The 21,818-nt window shown below is 72.4% G+C and carries 19 protein-coding genes and 3 tRNA genes; 13 read left to right on the plus strand and 9 right to left on the minus strand.

The genetic code is table 11. The features are described 5' to 3' along the window. Nucleotides 1-304: 304 nt before the first annotated feature. A complete protein-coding gene (locus tag EAO73_RS18120; RefSeq protein ID WP_147972587.1) occupies nucleotides 305-1,093 on the plus strand; it encodes a sulfite exporter TauE/SafE family protein in 789 nt (262 codons plus the stop codon). Between the two features lie 3 nt (nucleotides 1,094-1,096). On the opposite strand, the gene EAO73_RS18125 is transcribed toward EAO73_RS18120, so the two are convergent. The 4 genes from EAO73_RS18125 to EAO73_RS18140 form a co-directional block, all read right to left on the minus strand. Next, a complete protein-coding gene (locus EAO73_RS18125) occupies nucleotides 1,097-1,720 on the minus strand; it encodes a class F sortase (protein WP_147972588.1) in 624 nt (207 codons plus the stop codon). Nucleotides 1,721-1,822: 102 nt separating this feature from the next. Further along, nucleotides 1,823-2,713, minus strand: a complete 891-nt coding sequence (locus EAO73_RS18130; RefSeq protein ID WP_224756422.1) for a hypothetical protein — start codon at nucleotides 2,711-2,713, stop codon at nucleotides 1,823-1,825. 362 nt (nucleotides 2,714-3,075) lie between these two features. Continuing rightward, a complete protein-coding gene (locus EAO73_RS18135) occupies nucleotides 3,076-3,543 on the minus strand; it encodes a DUF5990 family protein (RefSeq protein WP_147973510.1) in 468 nt (155 codons plus the stop codon). A 41-nt stretch (nucleotides 3,544-3,584) separates the two neighbouring features. Then, nucleotides 3,585-4,385 carry an aminotransferase class IV gene (locus EAO73_RS18140; RefSeq protein ID WP_191134129.1) on the minus strand — a complete coding sequence of 267 codons (801 nt, stop codon included), beginning with the start codon at nucleotides 4,383-4,385 and terminating at the stop codon, nucleotides 3,585-3,587. A 93-nt stretch (nucleotides 4,386-4,478) separates the two neighbouring features. On the opposite strand from EAO73_RS18140, the gene EAO73_RS18145 reads away from it, so the two are divergent. Further along, nucleotides 4,479-5,102, plus strand: coding sequence for an NADPH-dependent FMN reductase (locus EAO73_RS18145; RefSeq protein ID WP_147972590.1), 624 nt, complete (start codon nucleotides 4,479-4,481; stop codon nucleotides 5,100-5,102). Nucleotides 5,103-5,168: 66 nt separating this feature from the next. After that, a complete protein-coding gene (gene cutA / locus EAO73_RS18150; RefSeq protein ID WP_147972591.1) occupies nucleotides 5,169-5,510 on the plus strand; it encodes a divalent-cation tolerance protein CutA in 342 nt (113 codons plus the stop codon). 7 nt (nucleotides 5,511-5,517) lie between these two features. Here cutA and EAO73_RS18155 read toward each other — a convergent pair whose 3' ends face one another. Continuing rightward, nucleotides 5,518-6,333 (minus strand): vancomycin high temperature exclusion protein, encoded by an 816-nt coding sequence (locus EAO73_RS18155; RefSeq protein ID WP_224756408.1) that lies wholly within the window; start codon nucleotides 6,331-6,333, stop codon nucleotides 5,518-5,520. A 151-nt stretch (nucleotides 6,334-6,484) separates the two neighbouring features. Here EAO73_RS18155 and EAO73_RS18160 point away from each other — a divergent pair, with 151 nt between their 5' ends. From EAO73_RS18160 to EAO73_RS18190, 6 genes are all read left to right on the plus strand, one after another. Further along, nucleotides 6,485-7,318, plus strand: coding sequence for a Cof-type HAD-IIB family hydrolase (locus EAO73_RS18160; protein WP_147973512.1), 834 nt, complete (start codon nucleotides 6,485-6,487; stop codon nucleotides 7,316-7,318). Nucleotides 7,319-7,407: 89 nt separating this feature from the next. Beyond that, entirely contained in the window at nucleotides 7,408-8,217 is an 810-nt protein-coding gene (locus EAO73_RS18165; protein WP_147972592.1) for a sirohydrochlorin chelatase, read from the plus strand. Between the two features lie 201 nt (nucleotides 8,218-8,418). Then, the gene (locus tag EAO73_RS18175) at nucleotides 8,419-9,762 is read left to right on the plus strand and encodes a deoxyguanosinetriphosphate triphosphohydrolase (RefSeq protein ID WP_147972593.1); all 1,344 of its coding nucleotides are present in this window, start codon (nucleotides 8,419-8,421) and stop codon (nucleotides 9,760-9,762) included. An 88-nt stretch (nucleotides 9,763-9,850) separates the two neighbouring features. Further along, nucleotides 9,851-11,110, plus strand: coding sequence for an NAD(P)/FAD-dependent oxidoreductase (locus EAO73_RS18180; RefSeq protein WP_147972594.1), 1,260 nt, complete (start codon nucleotides 9,851-9,853; stop codon nucleotides 11,108-11,110). A 106-nt stretch (nucleotides 11,111-11,216) separates the two neighbouring features. Further along, complete coding sequence (dnaG, locus tag EAO73_RS18185) at nucleotides 11,217-13,127, plus strand: DNA primase (RefSeq protein WP_147972595.1); 1,911 nt, start codon at nucleotides 11,217-11,219, stop codon at nucleotides 13,125-13,127. A 178-nt stretch (nucleotides 13,128-13,305) separates the two neighbouring features. Further along, nucleotides 13,306-14,349 carry an RNA polymerase sigma factor gene (locus EAO73_RS18190; protein WP_147972596.1) on the plus strand — a complete coding sequence of 348 codons (1,044 nt, stop codon included), beginning with the start codon at nucleotides 13,306-13,308 and terminating at the stop codon, nucleotides 14,347-14,349. A gap of 43 nt (nucleotides 14,350-14,392) precedes the next feature. Here the strand turns inward: EAO73_RS18190 and EAO73_RS18195 are convergent, their stop codons facing one another. From EAO73_RS18195 to EAO73_RS18210, 4 genes are all read right to left on the minus strand, one after another. After that, complete coding sequence (locus tag EAO73_RS18195) at nucleotides 14,393-16,324, minus strand: ABC transporter ATP-binding protein (RefSeq protein ID WP_147972597.1); 1,932 nt, start codon at nucleotides 16,322-16,324, stop codon at nucleotides 14,393-14,395. After that, complete coding sequence (locus EAO73_RS18200) at nucleotides 16,324-18,057, minus strand: ABC transporter ATP-binding protein (protein WP_147972598.1); 1,734 nt, start codon at nucleotides 18,055-18,057, stop codon at nucleotides 16,324-16,326. The genes EAO73_RS18195 and EAO73_RS18200 overlap by 1 nt, the downstream gene beginning before the upstream one ends. Before the next feature lie 135 nt (nucleotides 18,058-18,192). Further along, nucleotides 18,193-19,638, minus strand: a complete 1,446-nt coding sequence (locus tag EAO73_RS18205) for an FGGY family carbohydrate kinase (protein WP_147972599.1) — start codon at nucleotides 19,636-19,638, stop codon at nucleotides 18,193-18,195. A gap of 70 nt (nucleotides 19,639-19,708) precedes the next feature. Continuing rightward, nucleotides 19,709-20,014: a YtxH domain-containing protein gene (locus EAO73_RS18210; protein ID WP_147973513.1), complete on the minus strand. Its 306-nt coding sequence runs from the start codon at nucleotides 20,012-20,014 to the stop codon at nucleotides 19,709-19,711. A gap of 180 nt (nucleotides 20,015-20,194) precedes the next feature. On the opposite strand from EAO73_RS18210, the gene EAO73_RS18215 reads away from it, so the two are divergent. The 4 genes from EAO73_RS18215 (at nucleotide 20,195) to EAO73_RS18230 (ending at nucleotide 21,807) form a co-directional block, all read left to right on the plus strand. Further along, nucleotides 20,195-20,267 (plus strand) — tRNA-Asn (locus EAO73_RS18215). A 5-nt stretch (nucleotides 20,268-20,272) separates the two neighbouring features. Further along, a tRNA-Asn gene (locus EAO73_RS18220) sits at nucleotides 20,273-20,345 on the plus strand. A gap of 167 nt (nucleotides 20,346-20,512) precedes the next feature. Continuing rightward, nucleotides 20,513-20,586, plus strand: a tRNA-Ile gene (locus EAO73_RS18225). A gap of 402 nt (nucleotides 20,587-20,988) precedes the next feature. Beyond that, complete coding sequence (locus tag EAO73_RS18230; RefSeq protein ID WP_147972600.1) at nucleotides 20,989-21,807, plus strand: hypothetical protein; 819 nt, start codon at nucleotides 20,989-20,991, stop codon at nucleotides 21,805-21,807. Nucleotides 21,808-21,818 lie beyond the last annotated feature (11 nt).

Consider the following 21,818-nt stretch of genomic DNA (forward strand, 5'->3'; position numbering starts at 1 on the left):
GGTGGGGGCGGTCGGGGGAGTGGACACCGGCATCTCGGGGCCTCCGTCGTCGGTGAGCGGTCTCGGCAGGGCCACAGGCGCCGGGCCTGTGTGCTCATGACGGGAAGCGTGTCCCGGCGGTGTTACCCGGCCGGTTCCCCGCTGTTTCCCGGGAGGAACCTTGCGCTCAGCACCCGCCGCCGGGGCCTGTGAGGCCGCCGGAAAGCGGCCGTGGGCTGCGGGAACCTCAGAGTTGGCTCAACTTTCCCGCCGGGGCACCGGGATGGTTGGACGGCGCATGTATCCGCTCCATAGGGTCGGGCCCATGCCGGACATCACCCTGACCACCCTTGTCGTGCTGTGCCTCGCCGCGGCGGCGGCCGGGTGGATCGACGCGGTGGTCGGCGGCGGCGGGCTGCTCCTGCTGCCCGCGCTGCTGCTCGGTCTGCCGCACATGCCGGCCGCGCAGATCCTCGGCACCAACAAGGCGGTCGCCATCGTCGGCACCTCGGGCGCCGCCGTCACCTACGCCCGCAAGGCACCGGTGAAGGTCGGCACCGCGGTCCGGATCGGGCTCGCGGCCCTGGCCGGTTCCATGACCGGCGCTTTCTTCGCCGCCGGGATCAGCAGCGAGGTGCTGCGCCCGGTGATCATGGTGGTCCTGCTCGCGGTCGCCGCGTTCGTGATGCTGCGGCCCCAGTTCGGCCGGGCGGCCGGGGACGGCGTCCCGCCCCGGGTCACCCGGGCCCGTACGGTCACCGCGATCGTCCTGGTGGGCGGCGGCATCGGTCTGTACGACGGGCTGTTCGGGCCGGGCACCGGCACCTTCCTGGTGCTGGCCCTGACCGCCGTGCTCCACCTCGACCTGGTGACCGCGTCCGCCACCGCCAAGATCGTCAACGTCTGCACCAACGCCGGGGCGCTCGCGATGTTCGCGTACCAGGGCAACGTGCTCTGGCAGCTCGCCGCACTGATGGCGGTCTTCAACCTGGCGGGCGGGCTGCTCGGCGCGCGGATGGCGCTGCGCAAGGGCAGCGAGTTCGTACGCGGGGTGCTGCTGGTGGTCGTCTTCTCACTGGTCGCGAAGCTCGCGTTCGACCAGTGGCACAGCTGAGCCTCAGCGCACGCTCGTGAGGTGGGCGTACGCCACCACGTTCCCCCGGTAGCCCGTCGCGTCGGAGTAGCCGCCGCCGCAGGTGATCAGCCGCAGCGAGGCGTGCTCGGACGCGCCGTAGACCCGCTGGTCGGGGAAGTCCTCGTTCTCGTACACCTCGATCGCGTCGAGGGCGAAGACGGCGGTGCGGCCGTCCTGCCGGTCCACCTCGACGGTGCTGCCCTTCTTCAGTGAGCCCAGGTCGTAGAAGACGGACGGGCCCTCGGCGTTGTCGACGTGGCCCGCGACGATCGCGGTGCCCTTGGCGCCGGGCGGTGTGCCGTCCTTGTACCAGCCGACGATGTCGGTGTTCCCGGCCGGCGGCACGTCCAGGCTGCCGTCCGCCCCCAGCCCGAGCCGCATCATCGGCGCGTCCACCCGGATGGCGGGAATCCGGATGCGCACGGGCGCGGAGGGGCGCAGCGGCTCGGCTACCGGTGAGCCGGGCAGCAGGGCGCGCCCGGCGGCGAACGCCTGGGCGGAGGCCGGTCCGGGCGGGGTGAGCCGGGTGCCCGCGCCGTTCTGGATCAGCCAGACACCGGCCAGCGCCACGACGACGAGCAGCCAGCCCTTGGCCTTCTGGGACACGGTCGTCCTCCGGGGTGCGGAAGAAGGGGGAAACGGTCCCGTCCCGGTGGCGCGGGGCCACCGGGACGGACACCGGGCGGTACGGAGGGGTGGATGCCTCCGTCAGCCGGCGTCCCGCGTGCCGCTCGCCCGGCGACGCAGGAGCCAGGCTCCGCCGACGGCGGCAGCGGCGAGTACGCCGGCTCCCGCCGCGATCTGGGTGGTGTCCGGGCCGACGCTGCCGCCGACTCCGGTCTTCACGTGCCCCGAGGGGGCGGTGGGCGCGGCCGAGGTGCGGTGACCCGAGGGGGTCTCGCGCCCGGCCCCGGTCTCGTCCCGGCCGGGCGCGCTCTCGTGGCCCGAGGGGGCGGGGCGCTCGGTGGGCGTGGTGCGGCCCGCGGCCGTGGGCGCGTCCGGGACGAGGCCGGAACCGGCGGCCTCGGCGGCCGGGCCGCCGAGGTCGTCCAGGCCCTCCGTGTCCTCGTCGCTCCCCAGGCCGTCCAGGTCGGAGAAGTCGTAGGCGGGGGAGTCCGTGGTCTCGGCGGACTCGGCGGACTCGGCGGACTCGGCGGACTCGGCGGACTCGGCGGCGGTCCCGGCGGGGTCCTCGGTGCCGTCCTCGCCGGACGCGTCACGGGAGGAGCCGGCGGCCTTCACCTCGATCTCACCGGTGGCCTTCCTGCCGTTCGCGCAGTCCACGCCGATGCCGTACGACCCGGGCGCGACGCCGCCGGGCACCCGGAAGGAGCCGGCCAGGGTCTCCTCCAGGGAGGCGGGCGCCAGCGGGAACTCCGCCGCGTCCAGCGTGCTCGCGTCGCCGGTGGCGCTGCCGTCGCTCCCGCAGGCGGTGGTGTCCACGGTGACCGTGGCACCGGGGGCGGCGCTCGCGGGGGTGATCCGCAGGGATGCGGGCCCGTCCCCGTACGCGGACGGGGCGGCGGCGCTGAGGCCGAGCGCGGCGGCGGCGAGGGCCGCGGCAGCGGTGCCGGTCACGAGTCGGGCAGGACGGCGCATGGGGGTTTCCTCCGGACCTGGGGCGCTGGCGGGTGTGTCCTGACTCCGAGACAACAGCCGGACCGGTTTCCATGCCTGCTGACACCGAGTCAGCTCTCACCCGTACGGCCCGGCGCGCCCTCCTTGCCAAGCGGTATCGCCGCAGGTCACAGGTGTGGTGACGGGGGGCGTGCACGGTTGGTGGCGGCCCGGTGCCGTTCGGGTGACGGGCCTGTCAACGAATGTGGCGCACATCACATGCATGGGGTGGTGCTGGGCGGGAACACGCATCACAACCCCCCACGGGACGGTGCGCACCGCCGCCCCCGGCCGCCGCCCCCTCCGGACCCACCCCCCCCTGGGTCCGGAGGGGGCGGAGCGCATTACGGGCGCGGTGGCGCGGTGGCCGACCACGCGATGACCGGCGGCCGGACGCGGGCGCAGCGCGGTCTCCCCTCCGTGTCCGACAGCGGCAGCCGGGCGGTGAGGTGTCCGGAGCGCACGGCCGCGGCCAGCACGGCCGGGTCGATGTCGGCGAACATCAGCTTGGCCCGGCGGAACATCAGGAACCGGTTCTCGTCGTCGACCGTGCCCCAGGACAGGTAGACGAAGCGCCCGCCGAGCCGGTTCTGCACGTACGGACCCCGGACCGTGACCCCGTCCGCGTCCTCGGCGGCCGTGCACTCCAGGGTCCAGCGGGCGACCGGCGCGTCGCCGGGGGTCAGGCCGAGGAGTTCGCCGGGGCGGTCCTTGCGCTGGACACCCACGTGGACGTTCTCGTAACCGGGGAAGCCGGGCCCGGCCGGGCAGGAGCGGCCGGGCGGCTCCGAACCCTCGATGCGGATCAGCAGGGGCGAGGCGGGCGGGCGTTCGGCGGAGGATTCCAAGGCGCTCAGACCTCCTCGCCCGGCGCGGCCTCGTACGCCGCCGCCAGCCGCCTCATCAGCTCGTCGTCGACCGTGAACACGGTGTCGTCGATCCGGGCGACCGGGGCCATGCCCAGCGAGTTGGTGAGGAACGCCGACCGGAAGGCCCCGAGCCCGTCCAGGGTGACCGCGCGGCGCGCCGACTCCAGGCCCGCGCCCGGCAGCTGCCGTTCCAGGACGTCCATGGCCACGCCGGCCAGCGCGGGTGCCTCGGGCCGGACGATCGCCGTGCCGTCCCAGAACCCGATGTTGGTGATCGACCCCTCGGTCACCGAGCCGTCGGGCAGGGTCAGCAGCGCGTCGTCGAAACCGGCACGGCGGGCCAGGTTCGCGTAGTAGGTCTGGCCGAACTCGCCGGGGCGCTTGAGGTGCGGCGCGGTCCGCGCGAAGGGGACCGACATCAGGCTCTTCGGCTCCGGCGGCATCCCGCCCGGCCCGCGCACCGTGACCATCACGGTCGTCGTGGCCGTCTCCGGCGGCAGGTAGGCGTGCACCCGAACCGAGGCGTCGGCCCTCCCCGCGCCCTCCAGCGCGTGCCGGACCAGCCGGCGTACCAGGGCTCCGTCAAGGGGGAGTTCGAACAGCTCCCGGTTGGCCGAGTCCAGTCGTGCCAGGTGCAGATCCAGCCCGCGCACCCGGCCGTCGCGTACCTGCATCGCCGTGAAATGGCCGTAGTTGAAGAACAGCGCCCGGCGCAGATCGTCCTCGGTGGCGGGCCGGCCGTCGAACTCGGCGTACGGAAGGGCCGCCGCTGCTGGAGTCGTCATGCGCCCACGGTATGCGGCCGTCGCGGCCCGGCGGGAGGCGCGTTCCCCGCCGCGCTTGACCTCAACCATGGTTGATGAACGAACGTCTTCGCCATGGACCTCATCACCGCGGAATCCACCGCCACCGCCCTGTCCGAAAACGCCCCCCTGAAGGTGGCCGTCATCCTCGCCAGCAACCGCGAGGGCCGCTTCGCCCCCGTCATCGCCGACTGGTTCCTCGCCCACGCCGGGGACCGTCCCGCGATCGAGACCGACGTGATCGACGTCGCCGCCCTGGACCTGCCCACCGCCCTCGCGTACCGGCTGGAACCCGATGCCCGCGAGCTGCTGGCCGATGTCTCGGCGCGGCTGGACCGGGCGGACGCCTTCGTCGTCGTCACGCCCGAGTACAACCACTCCTACCCGGCGCCGCTGAAGAACCTCATCGACTGGCACCGCGCGGAGTGGCAGGCCAAACCGGTCGCGTTCGTCTCCTACGGCGGGGTGTCCGGCGGGCTGCGCGCGGTCGAGCACCTGCGGCAGGTCTTCGCCGAGCTGCACACCGTCTCGATCCGCGACACTGTCTCCTTCCACAACGCGGGCGCCCAGTTCGACGACGAGGGCAGGCACCGCGACCCGGCCGGCCCGGACGCCGCCGTGAAGACGCTGCTCGACCAGCTCGTCTGGTGGGGCCGGGCGCTGCGGGACGCGAAGAGGGCCCATCCGTACGGCGGCTGATGGCGCGGCGGGAGCGGGCGGCCCACAATCGGGAGGTACCGCCGACCGCTGCGAGGAGACGCCGAAGTGACGACTACGCCGGCATGGCTGACCGTACTGACCACGACGGACAGCGAGGAGAAGGCCAGGGAGCTGGCGCGGGGGGTGGTCGAGGCGCGGCTCGCCGCCTGTGTGCAGATCTCCGCGCCCGTCACCTCGGTCTACCGCTGGCAGAACGCCATCGAGACCTCCGAGGAGTGGCAGCTGTTCTGCAAGACGACGGCCGAGCGGTACGAGGAGCTGGAGGCCCATCTCCAGGAGGCGCACGACTACGACACCCCGGAGATCATCGCCCTGCCGGTTCTCCGGGGCAGCGCCCGCTATCTGGGCTGGGTCTCCGCCGAGACCGCCCCGGTCACCCCGGTCTGAGGCCCGGTCAGCGGGAGGCCGCCGCGAGGGCGTCGTCGACGCCCCGCTCCCGGGGCCCCAGGAAGTGCGGGTCCGGCTCGAACAGCGCGTCGAGCGCCGCCTTCCCCGCCGCGAACACCTCCCGCGTCCCGCCGTAGTACCAGGTGACGTCGTGCTTGGCGTCCACCCCGACGCCGTACGCGTCGATCCCCGCCGCCCGGCACAGCGCGATGGCCCGGCGGATGTGGAAGCCCTGGCTCACCAGCACTGCCCGGTCCACGCCGAAGATCTTCTTCGCGCGCACGCACGAGTCCCAGGTGTCGAAGCCCGCGTAGTCGCTGACGATCCGGTCGTCCGGCACGCCCCTGCCGACCAGGAACGTCCGCATCGCGTCCGGCTCGTCGTACTCCTCGCGGCTGTTGTCCCCGGTCACCAGGACGACCTTCACCTTGCCGTCCCGGTAGAGCGCGGCGGCCGTCCGCAGCCGGTTCGCCAGGTACGGGGACGGCTTCCCGTCCCACAGCCCCGCCCCGAACACCACCGCGACCTGCCGCGCGGGCACGTCCTCGACGGTCCTGATCCGGGCGTCGGCCACCACGTGCAGCCAGGTCGCGGGCGCGAGCGCCAGCACGCAGGCGGCCATCAGCCCCTGCACGGCCCGCCGCCGCCCCCGCCGGGTCCGCGGCAGCCGGGGCCGCAGCCGGCCGAGGGCCCGCAACAGCCCGGTGACGGCGCTCGGCAGCCGGGCGGCGGCCGTCCGCAGCCGCGCGAAGGCCCTTCGCGGCCGGGTCCCGCCCGCCCCGTCGCCGTCCGCCCGGCCGCCGTTCTCCGGCGTCCGCCGCATCCGTGCCCTCACGTGCCCACCCTCACTCATCCCCCCCGGTGCCGGGGGCTGCCGGGGCCCACGCCCCTGACCTACTGGACGATCCCGCGGCCGAAAGGGTTCTCCGGCCCCCGAACGGCCCGCGTACGATCGGGCGATGTCGCTTCCACGGTTGATCGCCTCCGATCTCGACGGCACCCTCCTGCGCCGTGACGGCTCCCTCTCGCCCCGCACCCTGCGCGCCCTGCGCACGGCCGAGGACGCCGGGGCGGAGATCGTCATCGTGACCGCCCGGCCGCCCCGCTTCGTGGACCGGCTGGCCGAGGCGACCGGGCTCCTGGGCACGGCGGTGTGCAGCAACGGGGCGCTCGTCTACGACATCGCGAGCCGCAGCGTCGTCACCTCCCGGATGCTGCCCCTGACTGTCGCCCGGGAGGTCGCCACCGCGCTCGCCGCCGCCGTGCCCGGCATCGGCTTCGCCCTGGAGACCGGGAACCAGGTCTTCTACGAACCGGCCTACCGGCTGCGCCTGTCCGAGGACGCGGGCGCCGAACTCCCCGTGGCCTCCCTGGCCGAGCTGTGGCTGACCGAGGCCCCGGTCACCAAGCTCCTCGCCTGGTCCGAGCAGCTCGACGCGGACACCCTGCTGGCCGCCGCCCGCCAGGGGGCCGGTGACACGGTCCAGCTGACCCACTCGGGCGGGCGGGGGCTGCTGGAGATCAGCGCGCCCGGCGTCACCAAGGCCGGTGCGCTCGCCGGGCTGTGCGCGGAGCGGGGCATCGAGGCGGCGGACGTCATCGCGTTCGGGGACATGCCCAACGACCTCACCGTCCTCGCCTGGGCCGGTACGGGCTACGCCATGGCCAACGCCCACCCGGCGGTGCTGGCCGCCGTTCCGACGCACGCCCGGACCAACGAGGAGGACGGGGTGGCGCAGGTGATCGAGCGCCTGTTCGCGACGCCGGGGCCCGTCGAAGGCGCCGCCGTACCGGAGGTCTCCGCCTGACAGTCCCCGCCCTGCCCCCGTGAGGCGGCGGAAAACGCCCGTGACCGGCGTGCAACGGCCCGGCAACGTGCGTCAGCCACCATCGGGCCATGCACCGCACCCGGTACCTGACCCCGCCCGGCCGCGCGAGCCGCCCGCGGCCCGCCGCTCCCGCCCTGGTCGCCGTCGCCCACGGCAGCCGGGACCCCCGGGCCTCGCACACCGTGGCAGCCCTCCTGGAACGGGTGCGCGAGCTGCGTCCGGGGCTGGACGTCCGCCTCGGGCACATAGAGCTCAACGCACCCCTCCTGCCGGACGCCCTGCACGCCCTCGGCGCCGGCGAGGCCGTCCTCGTACCGCTGCTGCTCGGGCGCGGACACCACGTCAAGCACGACATCCCGGCGTGCGTCGCGGACGCCCCCGCCCTGCGGGCCCGCGTCGCGGGGGCCCTCGGGCCGCACCCGCTGCTGGTCGAGACGCTGCACGACCGGCTCACCGAGGCCGGCTGGCACCCCTCGGACCGGGGGAACCGCGACAGCGCCGTGGTCCTGGCCGCCGCCGGATCGCGCGACCCCGAATCGGCCGCCGACACCCGGCGTACCGCACGGCTCCTCGGGGAACGCCTCGGCGGCGTGCCCGTCGTGCCCGCGTACGCCTCCGCCGCCTCGCCCACCGTCCCCGCCGCCGTGCGCGCGCTCGCCGCCCGGGGCCACCGCCGGATCGCCGTCGCCTCGTACTTCACCGCACCCGGCCGCTTCGCCTCGGCGTCGGCCGCCCACGCGCCGTGGATCGCCGCCGCCCCGCTCGGCGCCCACCCCGCGATGGCCCGGCTGGTCCTGCACCGCTACGACCAGGCGCGCGCGGCCGGTGCGGCCGTGTACGACATACCCATGAACACACGTTTTCCGGCCTCCGCCTGACCCGTCCTGTCGGTGCGGCGGATCAGAGCCTGTCCGGCGGATCTGCGTGGGCCCGCGACGCCTGGCACGCGCTCTCGCCGCACGCCCGAATCACCCAAGTACGTCCAGTACGAGGATGATCCGGGCGCACGCCGAGAGCACGCACCAGACGCCGCGGGCTTCTCCACCCAGATCCGCCGGACAGGCCCTACTGTCGGACCCATGAACGGCACGGACGGCACGGACAGCACGGTCGGCACACAGCACCCCGGTACGGCGCCCTACGGCCCGGCCGACGCCGAGCGCTGGGACCCCGAGCCGGACAAACGCCCCGGCCGCACCGCCTTCCAGCGCGACCGCGCCCGCGTGCTGCACTCCGCGGCCCTGCGCCGGCTCGCCGGGAAGACCCAGGTCGTCACGCCGGGCACCCGTACTCCGGCCTGGGACGCCAGCCCGCGCACCCGGCTCACCCACTCCCTGGAATGCGCCCAGGTCGGCCGAGAGCTCGGCGCAGCGCTCGGCTGCGACCCCGACCTGGTGGAGGCGGCCTGCCTCTCCCACGACATGGGACACCCGCCTTTCGGCCACAACGGCGAGCAGGCGCTCAACGACTTCGCCTCCGACTGCGGCGGCTTCGAGGGCAACGCCCAGTCGCTGCGGCTGCTCACCCGCCTCGAACCCAAGCGCTTCGTCCCCGACCCCCGCACCGGCGACCTGCTCAGCGTCGGCCTCAACCTCACCCGCGCCGCCCTCGACGCCGCCACCAAGTACCCCTGGCCCCGGGGCGCGCACCCCACCGACCCCGGCACGCCGAAGTTCGGGGTCTACGAGGACGACCTGCCGGTGTTCGAGTGGTTCCGCAAGGGCGCCCCGCTCCACCGCAAGTGCTTCGAGGCCCAGGTCATGGACTGGTCGGACGACGTGGCGTACTCGGTGCACGACTTCGAGGACGGGCTGCACGCCGGGCACATCGACCCCAACTGCCTGGAGGCCGAGCCGGAGCGCCGGGAGATCTGGGACGTGGCGATCGGCCGGTACGTCCCGGCGGACACCGGCCCGCAGGAGCTGGCCGAGGCGCTGGACCGGCTCATCGCCCAGGAGTGGTGGCCGCACGGCTACGACGGATCGGCGGTCGCCCAGGCCCGGCTGAAGGACGCCACCAGCCAGCTGATCGGCCGGTTCTGCCTGGCCGCCGAGACCGCCACCCGCCAGGCGTACGGCACCGGACGCCTCACCCGCTACGGTGCCGAGCTGGTCGTCCCGCGCGCCACCCGAAACGAGTGCGCGGTGCTCAAGGCCATCGCCGACCGTTACGTCATGCAGCGCGCCGAGCAGGAGGAGATCCGCGCCGACCAGCGGATCGTCATCGCCGAACTGGCCGCCGCGCTGACCGCCCGCGCGCCCGAAGGGCTCGAACCGCAGCTGCGCGCGCTGTACGAGGCGGCGCCCGACGACCGCGCCCGCAAACGCGTCCTCGTCGACCAGATCGCCGCCCTCACCGACGCCTCCGCGCGCGCCCTGCACCGCTCGCTCACCACCCCCGGGACCGACCACCACCGGGTGTGACCTGATCGGGCCACACCCCCTTTCGCCACTACGCTGCGTGCGGGACGCTCGCAGTTGGCGCCGCGCAGCAAGCACCGAGGAGGCACAAGTGGTCGACGCACATCGGACGTTCGTCATCGTGGGCGGAGGGCTGGCCGGGGCGAAGGCAGCCCAGACGCTCCGGTCGGAGGGGTTCAGCGGCCGGGTCATCCTGATCGGCGACGAGCGCGACCATCCGTACGAACGCCCGCCGCTGTCCAAGGGCTACCTGACCGGGAAGGAGGACCGCGACAGCGTCTTCGTGCACGAGACCGCCTGGTACGCGGGCGCCGACATCGAGCTCCACCTCGGCCAGCCCGTCACCGCGCTCGACCGCGAGGCCCGCACCGTGGAGACGGGCGACGGCACCGTCGTCCACTACGACAAGCTGCTGCTGGCCACCGGCTCCGAACCCCGCCGCCTCGACGTCCCCGGCACGGACCTGGCCGGTGTCCACCACCTGCGCCGCCTCGCCCACGCCGACCGGCTGCGCAACGTCCTGTCCGCGCTCGGCCGCGACAACGGCCACCTGGTCATCGCCGGGGCCGGCTGGATCGGCCTGGAGGTCGCGGCGGCGGCCCGCGGCTACGGCGCCGAGGTCACCGTCGTCGAACCGGAGGCCACCCCGCTGCTGCGGGTCATCGGCCCGGAGCTCGGCCAGATCTTCACCGAGCTGCACAGCGACCACGGCGTCCGCTTCCACTTCGGCGGCCGGCTCACCGAGATCGTCGGCCAGGACGGCATGGTCCTCGCGGTGCGCACCGACGACGGCGAGGAACACCCCGCCCACGACGTGCTCGCCGCGATCGGCGCCGCCCCGCGCACCGCGCTCGCCGAGGCCGCCGGTCTGGAGATCGCCCCGCGCGAGCAGGGCGGCGGCATCGCCGTCGATGCCTCGCTGCGCACCAGCGACCCGCACATCCACGCCGCCGGCGACGTGGCGTCCGCCGCCCATCCGCTGCTCGGGACCCGGCTGCGCGTCGAGCACTGGGCCAACGCGCTGAACGGCGGCCCGGCGGCGGCCCGCGCCATGCTCGGCCAGGACGTCAGCTACGACCGGGTGCCCTATTTCTTCTCCGACCAGTACGACCTCGGCCTCGAATACTCCGGCTGGGCCCCGCCGGGCAGCTACGACCAGGTGGTCATCCGGGGCGACGCGGGCAAGCGCCGGTTCATCGCGTTCTGGCTGAAGGACCGCACCGTCCTCGCCGGGATGAACGTCAACGTGTGGGACGTCACGGAGAACGTGCAGAAACTGATCAGGACCGGCCGCCCCGTCGACCCGGACGCCCTGGCCGACCCGTCGGTGCCCCTGGAAACCCTGGTCTGAGCGGCCCCGGGCCGGTGCGCGGGACGTCGCTCCCGCCTCCGCGCCGGCCCGGGACGGACCCCCGCCCGCGCCGTCCCTGTCCGAGCCCACCCGTAGACTTCAACGCGTGGCAGGCAGGATCAATGACGACGATGTGAAGGCGGTACGGGACGCGGTCCCGATCGACGCCGTCGTTTCCGAGTACCTCCAGCTGCGCAACGCGGGCGGGGGCAACCTCAAGGGCCTGTGCCCCTTCCACGACGAGAAGTCCCCCTCCTTCCAGGTCAGTCCGAGCAAGGGTCTCTTCCACTGCTTCGGCTGCCAGGAGGGCGGCGACACGATCGCCTTCGTGCAGAAGATCGACCATCTGACCTTCGCCGAGGTCGTCGAGCGGCTCGCCGCCAAGGCCGGCATCACGCTGCGCTACGAGGAGGGCGGCTACAACCCCTCCCATCAGCGCGGCGAGCGGATCAGGCTGGTCGAGGCGCACAAGGCGGCCGCCCAGTTCTACGTCGACCAGCTGAACGGCCCCGAGGCCGAGATCGGCCGGAAGTTCCTCGCCGACCGGGGCTTCGACCAGGCCGCCGCGGCCCACTTCGGCGTCGGCTACAGCCCGGCCGGCTGGGACCACCTCACCCGCTTCCTGCGCGGCAAGGGCTTCAGCGACAAGGAGCTGATCACCTCCGGCATCTCCCAGGACGGCAGGCGCGGCCCCATCGACCGCTTCCGGGGCCGCCTGATGTGGCCCATCCGCGACACCGCCGGGGACGTCGTCGGCTTCGGCGCCCGCAAGCTCCGGGACGACGACAACGGCCCGAAGTACCTCAACACCCCCGAGACCCCGATCTACAAGAAGTCCCAGGTGCTGTACGGCATCGACCTGGCCAAGAAGGACATCGCCAAGTCCAGCCGGGCCGTCGTCGTCGAGGGCTACACCGACGTGATGGCCTGCCACCTCGCCGGGGTCACCACCGCCATCGCCACCTGCGGCACCGCCTTCGGCGGCGACCACATCAAGATCCTGCGCCGCCTCCTCATGGACAACGGCAGCGCCCGCGTGATCTTCACCTTCGACGGGGACGCGGCCGGCCAGAAGGCGGCCCTGCGCGCCTTCGAGGACGACCAGAAGTTCGCCGCCGAGACCTACATCGCCATCGCCCCGGACAACATGGACCCGTGCGACCTGCGCCTGGTCAAGGGCGACGACGCCGTCCGCGACCTGGTCGAACCCCGCACCCCGCTCTTCGAGTTCGCGCTCCGCCAGATCGTCGCCCGCTACGACCTGGAGACCCCGGCCGGCCGCGCCGCCGCGCTCGACGAGGCCGCCACCGTCGTCGCCAAGATCAAGACGGGCAGCATCCAGCGCGAGGTCGCCGTCCAGCTGGCCGGCCTCATCGGCATCCTGGACCAGGAGTACGTCGTCCACCGGGTCAACCAGCTCGCCCAGTGGGCCCGCGGCCGGGGCGGCGACCGGCGCGGATCCGCCCCCGCGTCCCGGGGCGGCGCCCGCCAGGCCCAGCCGGTCCAGCCCGCGCCGGTCCCCGCCGGCCCCGCGCTCAACCTCCGCAGCCCCGCCCACCGCACCGAGCGCGAACTGCTCAAGCTGGCCCTGCAGAAGCCCGAGCTGGTCTCGCCCGCCTTCGACGCCTACGGGGCCGACGAGTTCACCGCACCGCCCTACACCGCCGTGCGCCAGTGCATCGCGGAGGCGGGCGGCGCCGAACAGGGCCTCGCCGACAGCCGCGAATACCTGGTCCGGGTGCTCGACGCCACGCCCAACGAGTCGGTCCGCAAGCTGATCACCGAGCTGGCGGTCGAGGTCTTCCACGGCAAGTCCATCGACGAGACGTACGCCGGCGAGCACCTGGTCAAGGTCCGCCTGCGCGCCGTCGACCGCCGGATCAACGACGTCCAGAGCAGCCTGGCCCGCCTCGGCAGCAACGTGGCCCCCGACCACCTGGCCGCCGCGCAGAACGAGGTCTGGGTCCTCCAGCAGTACGCCCAGACCCTGCGCAACCACGGCGCCGACGCGCTCTGACCCAGGGCCCGCCGTCCGGATCAGGCCTGACCGGGCCGTCACGGAACGGATTCAGAAAGTCACCGCACGCCCCTCGTGGCGACTGTGTGCCGTACCCCACACTGATGGCGGTGCCCTGAGTCATCGGAGCGCGGCCCCACCCCCGCGGTCCGGCAGCGATCACCTGGAGGTCGCCCCCGTGCAGACCCGGACCGTCACCGAAGCCGAGCGCGCCCCCGCCGCCCCCGTGCAGGCCATGGCGGCGGACCACCCCGAAGGGCTCATGGAGGAGCCGGACGAGCCCCCGGAGCCGCGCGGGAGACCGGAGACCGGGCCGTCCTCGGACCTGTTCCGCCAGTATCTGCGTGAGATCGGCCGCATCCCGCTGCTCACCGCCGCCGACGAGGTGGAGCTCGCCCGGTGCGTCGAGGCCGGTCTGTTCGCCGAGGAACGCCTCGCCCGCACCCCGGACCCCGACACCCGCCTCGCCGTCGACCTGGACCGCCTCGTCGTCATGGGCAGGACCGCCAAGCGCCGCCTCATCGAGGCCAACCTGCGGCTCGTGGTCTCGGTGGCCAAACGCTACGTGGGCCGCGGCCTGACCATGCTCGACCTCGTCCAGGAGGGAAACCTCGGACTGATCCGGGCCGTCGAGAAGTTCGACTACGCCCGCGGCTACAAGTTCTCGACGTACGCGACCTGGTGGATCCGCCAGGCCATGTCCCGCGCCCTCGCCGACCAGGCCCGGACCATAAGAGTCCCGGTGCACGTCGTGGAGCTGATCAACCGCGTCGTCCGGGTCCAGCGCCGGATGCTCCAGGAACGCGGCTACGAGCCCACGCCCGAGGAGGTCGCCGCCCACCTCGACCTGACGCCCGAACGGGTCGGCGAGATCCTGCGCCTCGCCCAGGAACCCATCTCGCTGCACGCCCCCGTCGGCGAGGAGGAGGACGTCTCGCTCGGCGACCTCATCGAGGACGGCGACGCCGCGTCCCCCGTGGAGTCCGCGGCCTTCCTGCTGCTGCGCCAGCACCTGGAAGCGGTGCTCTCCACCCTGGGCGAGCGCGAACGCAAGGTGGTCCAGCTGCGCTACGGGCTGGTCGACGGACGGCCCCGCACCCTGGAGGAGATCGGGCGCATCTTCGGCGTGACGCGCGAACGCATCCGCCAGATCGAGTCCAAGACCCTCGGCCGGCTGCGCGACCACGCCTCCGCCGACCAGCTCCGCGGCTACCTCGACTGACGCGCGCGCGTACACCCGGGGCAGCCGCGGAGCGGCCGTGAGGCTAGTCGACCTCGGCGACCGCCTGGGCGAACTGCGCCGCGTACAGCCGGGCGTAGGCGCCCTTCGCGTCCAGCAGTTCGTCGTGCGAACCCTGCTCGACGATCGAGCCGTTCTCCATGACCAGGATGACGTCGGCGTCCCGGATGGTGGAGAGCCGGTGCGCGATCACGAAGCTCGTACGGCCGTGCGCGAGGCCCGCCATCGCCTTCTGGATCAGCACCTCGGTGCGGGTGTCGACGGAGCTGGTCGCCTCGTCGAGCACGAGTATCACCGGGTCGGACAGGAACGCCCGCGCGATCGTGATCAGCTGCTTCTCGCCCGCGCTGACCCCGGAGCCCTCGTCGTCGATCACCGTGTCGTAACCGTCCGGCAGGGTCCGGATGAAGCGGTCGGCATGCGCAGCCCTCGCCGCCTCCTCGATCCGCTCCCGGCCGACGTCGCCGGGGGCCCCGTAGGCGATGTTCTCCGCGATGGTCCCGCCGAACAGCCAGGTGTCCTGGAGGACCATGCCGATGCCCGAGCGCAGGTCGGCGCGCGACATCTTCGCGATGTCGACGCCGTCCAGCGTGATCCGGCCGCCCGTCACCTCGTAGAACCGCATCAGCAGGTTGACCAGCGTGGTCTTGCCCGCACCCGTCGGGCCGACGATCGCGACCGTGTGGCCCGGTTCGACGTTCAGCGACAGGTCCTCGATGAGCGGCTTCTCCGGGTCGTAGCGGAACGCCACGTTCTCCAGTGCGACGCTGCCGCGCAGGATGCCGGGGTGCTCGCCCTCGCCCTTCGCCGGGTCGGACTCCTGCTCCTCGGCGTCCAGCAGCTCGAAGATCCGCTCCGCCGACGCCACACCGGACTGCACCAGGTTCGCCATCGAGGCGACCTGCGTCAGCGGCATCGAGAACTGCCGCGAGTACTGGATGAACGCCTGCACGTCACCGATCGACAGCGCGCCGGAGGCGACCCGCAGCCCGCCGACCACGGCGATCAGCACATAGTTCAGGTTCGACACGAACATCATCAGCGGCTGCATGATCCCGCTGTTGAACTGCGCCTTGAACCCGGCCTCGTACAACGCCTCGTTCTGCTCGGCGAAGTCCCGCGCGGACTCCTCCTGCCGGCCGAAGACCTTCACCAGGGTGTGACCGGTGTACATCTCCTCGATGTGGGCGTTGAGCTTGCCCGTCACCTTCCACTGCTGCACGAACTGCGGCTGCGAACGCTTGCCGACCTTCGCCGCCACGACCACCGACAGCGGCACCGTCACCAGCGCGACCAGCGCCAGCAGCGGCGAGATCCAGAACATCATCACCAGCACGCCGACGATCGTCAGCAGTGAGTTGATGAGCTGGCCCATCGTCTGCTGCATCGTCTGCGAGATGTTGTCGATGTCGTTCGTGGCCCGGCTCAGCACCTCGCCGCGCTTGGCACGGTCGAAGTACGACAGCGGCAGCCGCGACAGCTTGGTCTGGATGTCCTCGCGCAGCCGGAACACGACCCGGTTGATCACCCGGATCGACAGCCGCGTCGACACCAGCATCAGCAGCCCGGCGCCCACGTACACCGCCAGCGCCATCAGCAGGACGTCGCCCACCGCGCCGAAGTCGATGCCCTGCCCCGGTGTGAAGTCCACCTTGGAGAGCATGTCGGCCAGGCCGCTGTTGCTCCTGCGCAGGCCCTCGACGGCCTGCTCCTTGGTCGTCCCCGCGTCCATGCCCCGGCCGACGACACCGGCGAAGACCAGGTCCGTCGCCTTGCCGAGGATCTTCGGGCCGACCACGGAGAGCCCGACGCTGAGGGCGACCGCCACCAGCATCATGTACAGGGTGTTCTTCTCGGCGGCGAAGCGTTTCATCAGCCGCTTCGAGGACCCCTTGAAGTCCATGGACCGCTCGGTCGGCGCCCCGCCCGCCATCATGCGTCCGCCAGGCCCGGCCATTACGCGGCCTCCGCTTCCGTCAGCTGGGAGAGCACGATCTCCCGGTACGTGTCATTGCCGTCCATCAGCTCGTGGTGGGTGCCGGTCCCGACGACCCGGCCCTCGTCCAGCACGACGATCCGGTCGGCCTCGCGGATCGTGGAGACCCGCTGCGCCACGATCACCACGGTCGCCTGAGCCGTCTCCCGGCCGAGCGCCGCCCGCAGGGCCGCGTCCGTCGCGTAGTCCAGCGCCGAGAACGAGTCGTCGAAGAGGTAGATCTCCGGCCGCTGCACCAGCGTCCGCGCGATCGACAGCCGCTGGCGCTGACCGCCGGAGACATTGGTGCCGCCCTGCGAGATCGGCGCGTCGAGCCCGTGCTCCAGGGCCTCCACGAACTCCTTGGCCTGGGCGACCTCCAGCGCGTGCCACAGCTCCTCGTCGGTCGCGTCCGGGTTCCCGTACCGCAGGTTCGTCGCGACCGTCCCCGAGAACAGGTACGGCTTCTGCGGGACCAGGCTCACCGTCTTCGCCAGCAGCACCGGGTCCAGCGTCCGCACGTCCGTGCCGTCGACCAGCACCTGGCCGTCCGTCACGTCGAACAGCCGGGGTACAAGTCCGAGCAGCGTCGACTTCCCGCTGCCCGTCGACCCGATGATCGCGGTCGTCTCGCCCGGCCGCGCCACCAGGTCCACCGACCGCAGCACCGACTGCTCGGCGCCCGGGTAGCGGAAGTCCGCGCCCCGCACCTCCAGATGCCCGTGGGCGCGCAGCTCCCGTACCGGCTGGACCGGCGGGACGACGCTGGACTCGGTCTCCAGGACCTCCTGGATGCGCTCCGCGCACACCTCGGCGCGCGGCACCATCATGAACATGAAGGTCGCCAGCATCACCGCCATGACGATCTGCATCAGATAGGCGAGGAAGGCGGTCAGCGCGCCGATCTCCATGCCGCCGCTGTCGATGCGGTGCGCGCCGAACCAGACGACCGCGATCGACGACACGTTCACGACGGTCATCACCGTCGGGAACATCAGGGCCATCAGCCGGCCCGTCGACAGCGCCACGTCCGTCAGCTCGGTGTTGGCGCCCCGGAAGCGCCCCTCCTCGTAGTCGTCGCGCACGAACGCGCGGATGACGCGGTTGCCGGTGATCTGCTCGCGCAGCACCCGGTTCACCGTGTCGAGCCGCTTCTGCATCTGACGGAACAGCGGGCGCATCTTCCGCACGATCAGGGTGACCGCGATCCCGAGCACCGGCACCACGGCCAGCAGCACCGCCGAGAGCGGCACGTCCTGGCCCAGCGCCATGATGATGCCGCCGACACACATGATCGGCGCCGACACCATCAGCGTGAACGTCATCAGCACCAGCATCTGTATCTGCTGGACGTCATTGGTCGTACGGGTGATCAGCGAGGGTGCGCCGAAGCGCCCGACCTCGCGCGAGGAGAACGACTGCACCCGGTCGAAGACCGACGCCCGCACGTCCCGCCCGAGCGCGGAGGCGGTACGGGCACCGATGTAGACGGCCCCGATGTTGCAGACCACCTGGGCGATGCTGACGACGATCATCACGCCGCCGTACTGGAGGATGTAGCTCGTGTCCCCCTGGACGACACCGTTGTCGATGATGTCGGCGTTGAGGGTCGGGAGGTAGAGGGTGGCGCAGGTCTGCAACAGCTGGAAGACGACCAGCACCGCGATCGGTTTCTTGTACGGACCGAGATAGGCCCGCAGAATTTTTATGAGCACGCGTGTCTCTCGGAGTCGGCGTAGGTCGGGGGAGCCGACCCATCTTCCGGCACCGCTCGCCGGGACCGCGAACGTTTTTATTCAAGTCCAGGTCAAAAAACGGACCCGGTCCATAATTTCGCGGTCCCTCCGCACTCACCGTGCCGAGTCGAACGCCCCCGGGTGAATCTGGTCCCGCGTCGCGATGTACTGCTGACGCACGGCCTGCCCCACGGGCAGCTCCTCACCGGGCTCCAGCACCTGCGCCGACGCGCCCTGCCAGGCCGGGGGAGTGCGCCCGTCGAGCGCCCCCTGCGAGACCCCGAGCGCCCAGGCCGCCTGCCGGGCCGCCCCCAGCGCCGCGTACTGGGCGGGCTGCGGCACGACCACCTGCGTCCCCAGCAGCGAGGGGGCCAGCTGCTGCACCGCCGGCAGCTCGGCCGCCGCGCCCAGCAGGAACACCCGCCGCACCTCCACGCCCCGGCCGCGCAGCACGTCGAGCGCGTCCGCCAGCGAGCAGAGCATCCCCTCGAACGCGGCCCGCGCCAGGTGCTCCGGTTTCATCGACTCCCGCCGCAGCCCGCACAGCGTCCCGGCGGTGTGCGGCAGCTGCGGGGTGCGCTCACCTTCCAGATACGGCAGGAGTACGAGCCCCGAGGAGCCGGCCGTCGACTTCAGGGCCAGCGCGGACAGCGCGTCGAGCCCTTCCGCGTCCAGCATCTCGGCGGTGCCGCGCAGCGCGCGTACGGCGTTCGACGTGTGGACCACCGGCAGGTGCATGCCCGTCGCGTCGGCGAACGAGGTGATCATCCCGGTCGAATCGGCCAGCGCCTCGTGGTGCACCGCCATCACGGAACCCGAGGCCCCCAGCGACACGACCGCGTCCCCGACCCCGACGCCGAGCCCGAAGGCCGCCGCCATGGTCTCGCCGGTCCCGGCGGAGATGAGCAGCCCCTCCGGCGTCATCCCGGCCGCGTCGGACGGTCCGAGCACCTCCGGCAGCGCCGCCTGGTGACCGAGCGCCAGCTCCACCAGATCCGGCCGGTAGGACTCCGTCCCCGCCGACCAGTACCCGGTACCGGAGGCGGCGCCCCGGTCGGTGGTCCGCCGGGCCGGCCGCCCCAGCAGCTGCCACACCAGCCAGTCGTGCGGCTGGAGCACCGCCGCCACGCGCTGCGCCTGCTCCGGCTCGGTGCGCGCCAGCCAGCGCAGCTTGGCCACCGGCTGCGCCGCCTGCGGCACCGCCCCGACCGCCTCGGCCCAGGCCTGCCGCCCGCCGAGCCCGTCGATCAGATCGGCCGCCGCGGCCTGCGCCCGCTTGTCGTTGCCGAGCAGCGCGGGGCGTACGAGGTTGCCCTGGTGGTCCAGCGGTACGAGCCCGTGCTGCTGCGCGGACACGCCGATGGCCTGCACCCCTTCGAGCAGCCCGCCGGTGGCGGCCTCACCGAGGGAGAGCAGCCACGCCTGCGGATCGACCTCGGTGGCCTTCGCCTCGACGGGGTGCGCGGCGTACCCCTCGCGCAGTACGGCGCCCGTGTCCGTATCGCAGACCACGATGTGAGTGAACGCGGAAGAACTGTCCAAGCCGGCGACTATGCCCATACACAGATTCTGCCGCACCTCCGGAGGTTTCCCGTACCGGTGGCGCGGCAGAAGCGAGCGGCGGGGCCGACTAGGTGTTGGTGGTCCCCCAGTCGTCCTCGACGCCGTTGCCCGTGCCGCGCCCCCGCAACGACCGCACCCGGTCCGTCACGGACGCCGGCACCTTGTCGCCGACCTTCTCGCCCACCGCGTGGTACGCCTTCCCCGCGAACTCCCGGCCGCTCTGGGCCGCGGTCTCGCAGGTGTTGCGCACGGCCGGGTTCTGGGCGAACTGGCGTGCGGACTTCTTCAGCTGCTCGTAGCGCTCCCGCCCGGCCCGCGTGCCGAGCACGTAACCGAGGGCCACTCCGGCGATGAACGTGAGCCGGTACCGCATGGCTGCCACCCTTCCTTCGCTCCGTGCGACGTGTGCTGCCCGCCTACCCGCAGACGCCCGAGATCACCCCGGCCGATACCGATTGGCAAAGCACCCCCCTGCTTGCGCTAATGTATGTGTCGCAGCGAACGCGCGCCGCCCGGCATCCGCCAGGCAGGTACGTTCGAGGCACCGCAGCAATCCCCTGTAGCTCAATTGGCAGAGCAGCCGGCTGTTAACCGGCAGGTTACTGGTTCGAGTCCAGTCGGGGGAGCGCGATCCCCTGTAGCTCAATTGGCAGAGCATTCGGCTGTTAACCGGAGGGTTACTGGTTCGAGTCCAGTCGGGGGAGCGATCGGAAGAGGACCCCCTTCGGGGTCCTTTTTCGTGTGCCCGGAACCGGCCGCGAGGCAGCGCCGTCTTCATGGTCATCAGCAGCCGGGCATCCGCAGCGGGAGATCGTATGACCGGCTATGCTGCGGCAGACGGTGCGCACACATGTACGCGCCACGCCGAAACGGGGCGGTAGCTCAGCCGGTTAGAGCAGCGGACTCATAATCCGTCGGCCGTGGGTTCGAGTCCCACCCGCCCCACCCAGCTTCCCCAGGCAGAATCGTTCTGACCTGGGGATTCGTGGTTTTTGTGGCGGTTGCCCGAGGGGCGCCGCGAGCCGTGCTCGATGGTGTTGGGACGGGGGCCCGGAACCTGCGCCCCTTCGGCCGTCCGGATGATCGATTCGGCGGTGCACTCCGCTGTCTCTCCCCGTTCACGGCCTGGCTCGGCAGTCCGGCCGGGTGGTGGTGGCGGGGCGAAGGCTCGGTGTCCGTGCGGGTGGCGGCCGGTGCCGATCCTTTCCGTCGTGACCCGCGTCTGCCCTGTTCTGCGTGGGTGGAGCCACAGGTCACGAGAAGGGGGATATTGGTCCGAATGGCTGACATGCTGGGCGGCGACGTCAGTATCCTGAGCGCCGGGATCCTGGTCGACGGGGGGCGCACATGTCTGGCTCACACACGGTGTACCGCAAGGCAGTTGGGGGAAACTGGGCGGACTGGTGGCTGGCCTGGCCGCTGGTGCAGCGGGTGGCGGTAGGAGACGTTCTCCATAACCTGGACGGCCGCGTTCGGACGGCCGGGGCGCTGTCGGACCGGGGGATCGGGTTCGCCCTGCGCCCGGGTCTCCCGCACAGGGATTTTCTGTACGACGCCCAGGGGACCGTTTCGGTCCGGTTCAAGACCGCCGGTGCCGCGATGGACGGTTTCGCGTCTCTCGCCGTCGCCGATCTCGGCGCGGCCGTCGAGTTCACGAAGAGCAAGTCCGCCCTGGTGGTGTTCACGGGCATGGTGGAGCGCGGTGTGGAGAACCACCCCGCCCTCGCGGCAGAGCTGCTCCGCCTGAGCTGGGACACCTGGGACGACTCGCTGCTGGCGGTGACCCAGGTGGTGACCGCGCGGTCCGGCACACTCATGACGAGCGCCGCGAGCAGAGCGTCCGCCGAAGTGCGCCTGCAGGCCGGGGCGGGCCAGGCGCAGCTAGGGCTCGCCGACCTCGCGGCGGGGGCTTCGATCCTGCGGGCGCAGGGTCTGTCCGAGCAGTGGACTGGCGGGGAGTGCACACCGTTCTTCCGCGTGGTACGGCTCAAGAAGCCGTGGTTCAGAGCGGCGAAGGCGGACTACGAACCTCGTCAGCCCGGCCGCGGCGCCGGACCGGTGCCGGTCCCGCCCGTGCTGTTGGAGGAGGCACTGGATGATCCGGGCGCGGTGCTGGAGGAGGTAGGACCGGAGGAACAGCCGGGCTTCGATCCTTCCGGGGAGTAGGGCGGGGCCGG

The sequence above is a fragment of the Streptomyces sp. col6 genome (genome assembly GCF_008042035.1).
GTDB lineage: Bacteria > Actinomycetota > Actinomycetes > Streptomycetales > Streptomycetaceae > Streptomyces.

Coding starts and splice junctions, on each gene's coding strand:
- EAO73_RS18140 (WP_191134129.1), bottom strand. CDS start 4,385: ATGACGACTCCAGCAGCGGCGGCCCTTCCGTACGCCGAGTTCGACGGC.
- EAO73_RS18175 (WP_147972593.1), top strand. CDS start 8,419: ATGAACGGCACGGACGGCACGGACAGCACGGTCGGCACACAGCACCCC.
- EAO73_RS18195 (WP_147972597.1), bottom strand. CDS start 16,324: ATGGCCGGGCCTGGCGGACGCATGATGGCGGGCGGGGCGCCGACCGAG.
- EAO73_RS18155 (WP_224756408.1), bottom strand. CDS start 6,333: ATGCGGCGGACGCCGGAGAACGGCGGCCGGGCGGACGGCGACGGGGCG.
- EAO73_RS18230 (WP_147972600.1), top strand. CDS start 20,989: ATGTCTGGCTCACACACGGTGTACCGCAAGGCAGTTGGGGGAAACTGG.
- EAO73_RS18165 (WP_147972592.1), top strand. CDS start 7,408: ATGCACCGCACCCGGTACCTGACCCCGCCCGGCCGCGCGAGCCGCCCG.
- EAO73_RS18120 (WP_147972587.1), top strand. CDS start 305: ATGCCGGACATCACCCTGACCACCCTTGTCGTGCTGTGCCTCGCCGCG.
- EAO73_RS18130 (WP_224756422.1), bottom strand. CDS start 2,713: ATGCGCCGTCCTGCCCGACTCGTGACCGGCACCGCTGCCGCGGCCCTC.
- EAO73_RS18210 (WP_147973513.1), bottom strand. CDS start 20,014: ATGCGGTACCGGCTCACGTTCATCGCCGGAGTGGCCCTCGGTTACGTG.
- EAO73_RS18145 (WP_147972590.1), top strand. CDS start 4,479: ATGGACCTCATCACCGCGGAATCCACCGCCACCGCCCTGTCCGAAAAC.
- EAO73_RS18205 (WP_147972599.1), bottom strand. CDS start 19,638: ATGGGCATAGTCGCCGGCTTGGACAGTTCTTCCGCGTTCACTCACATC.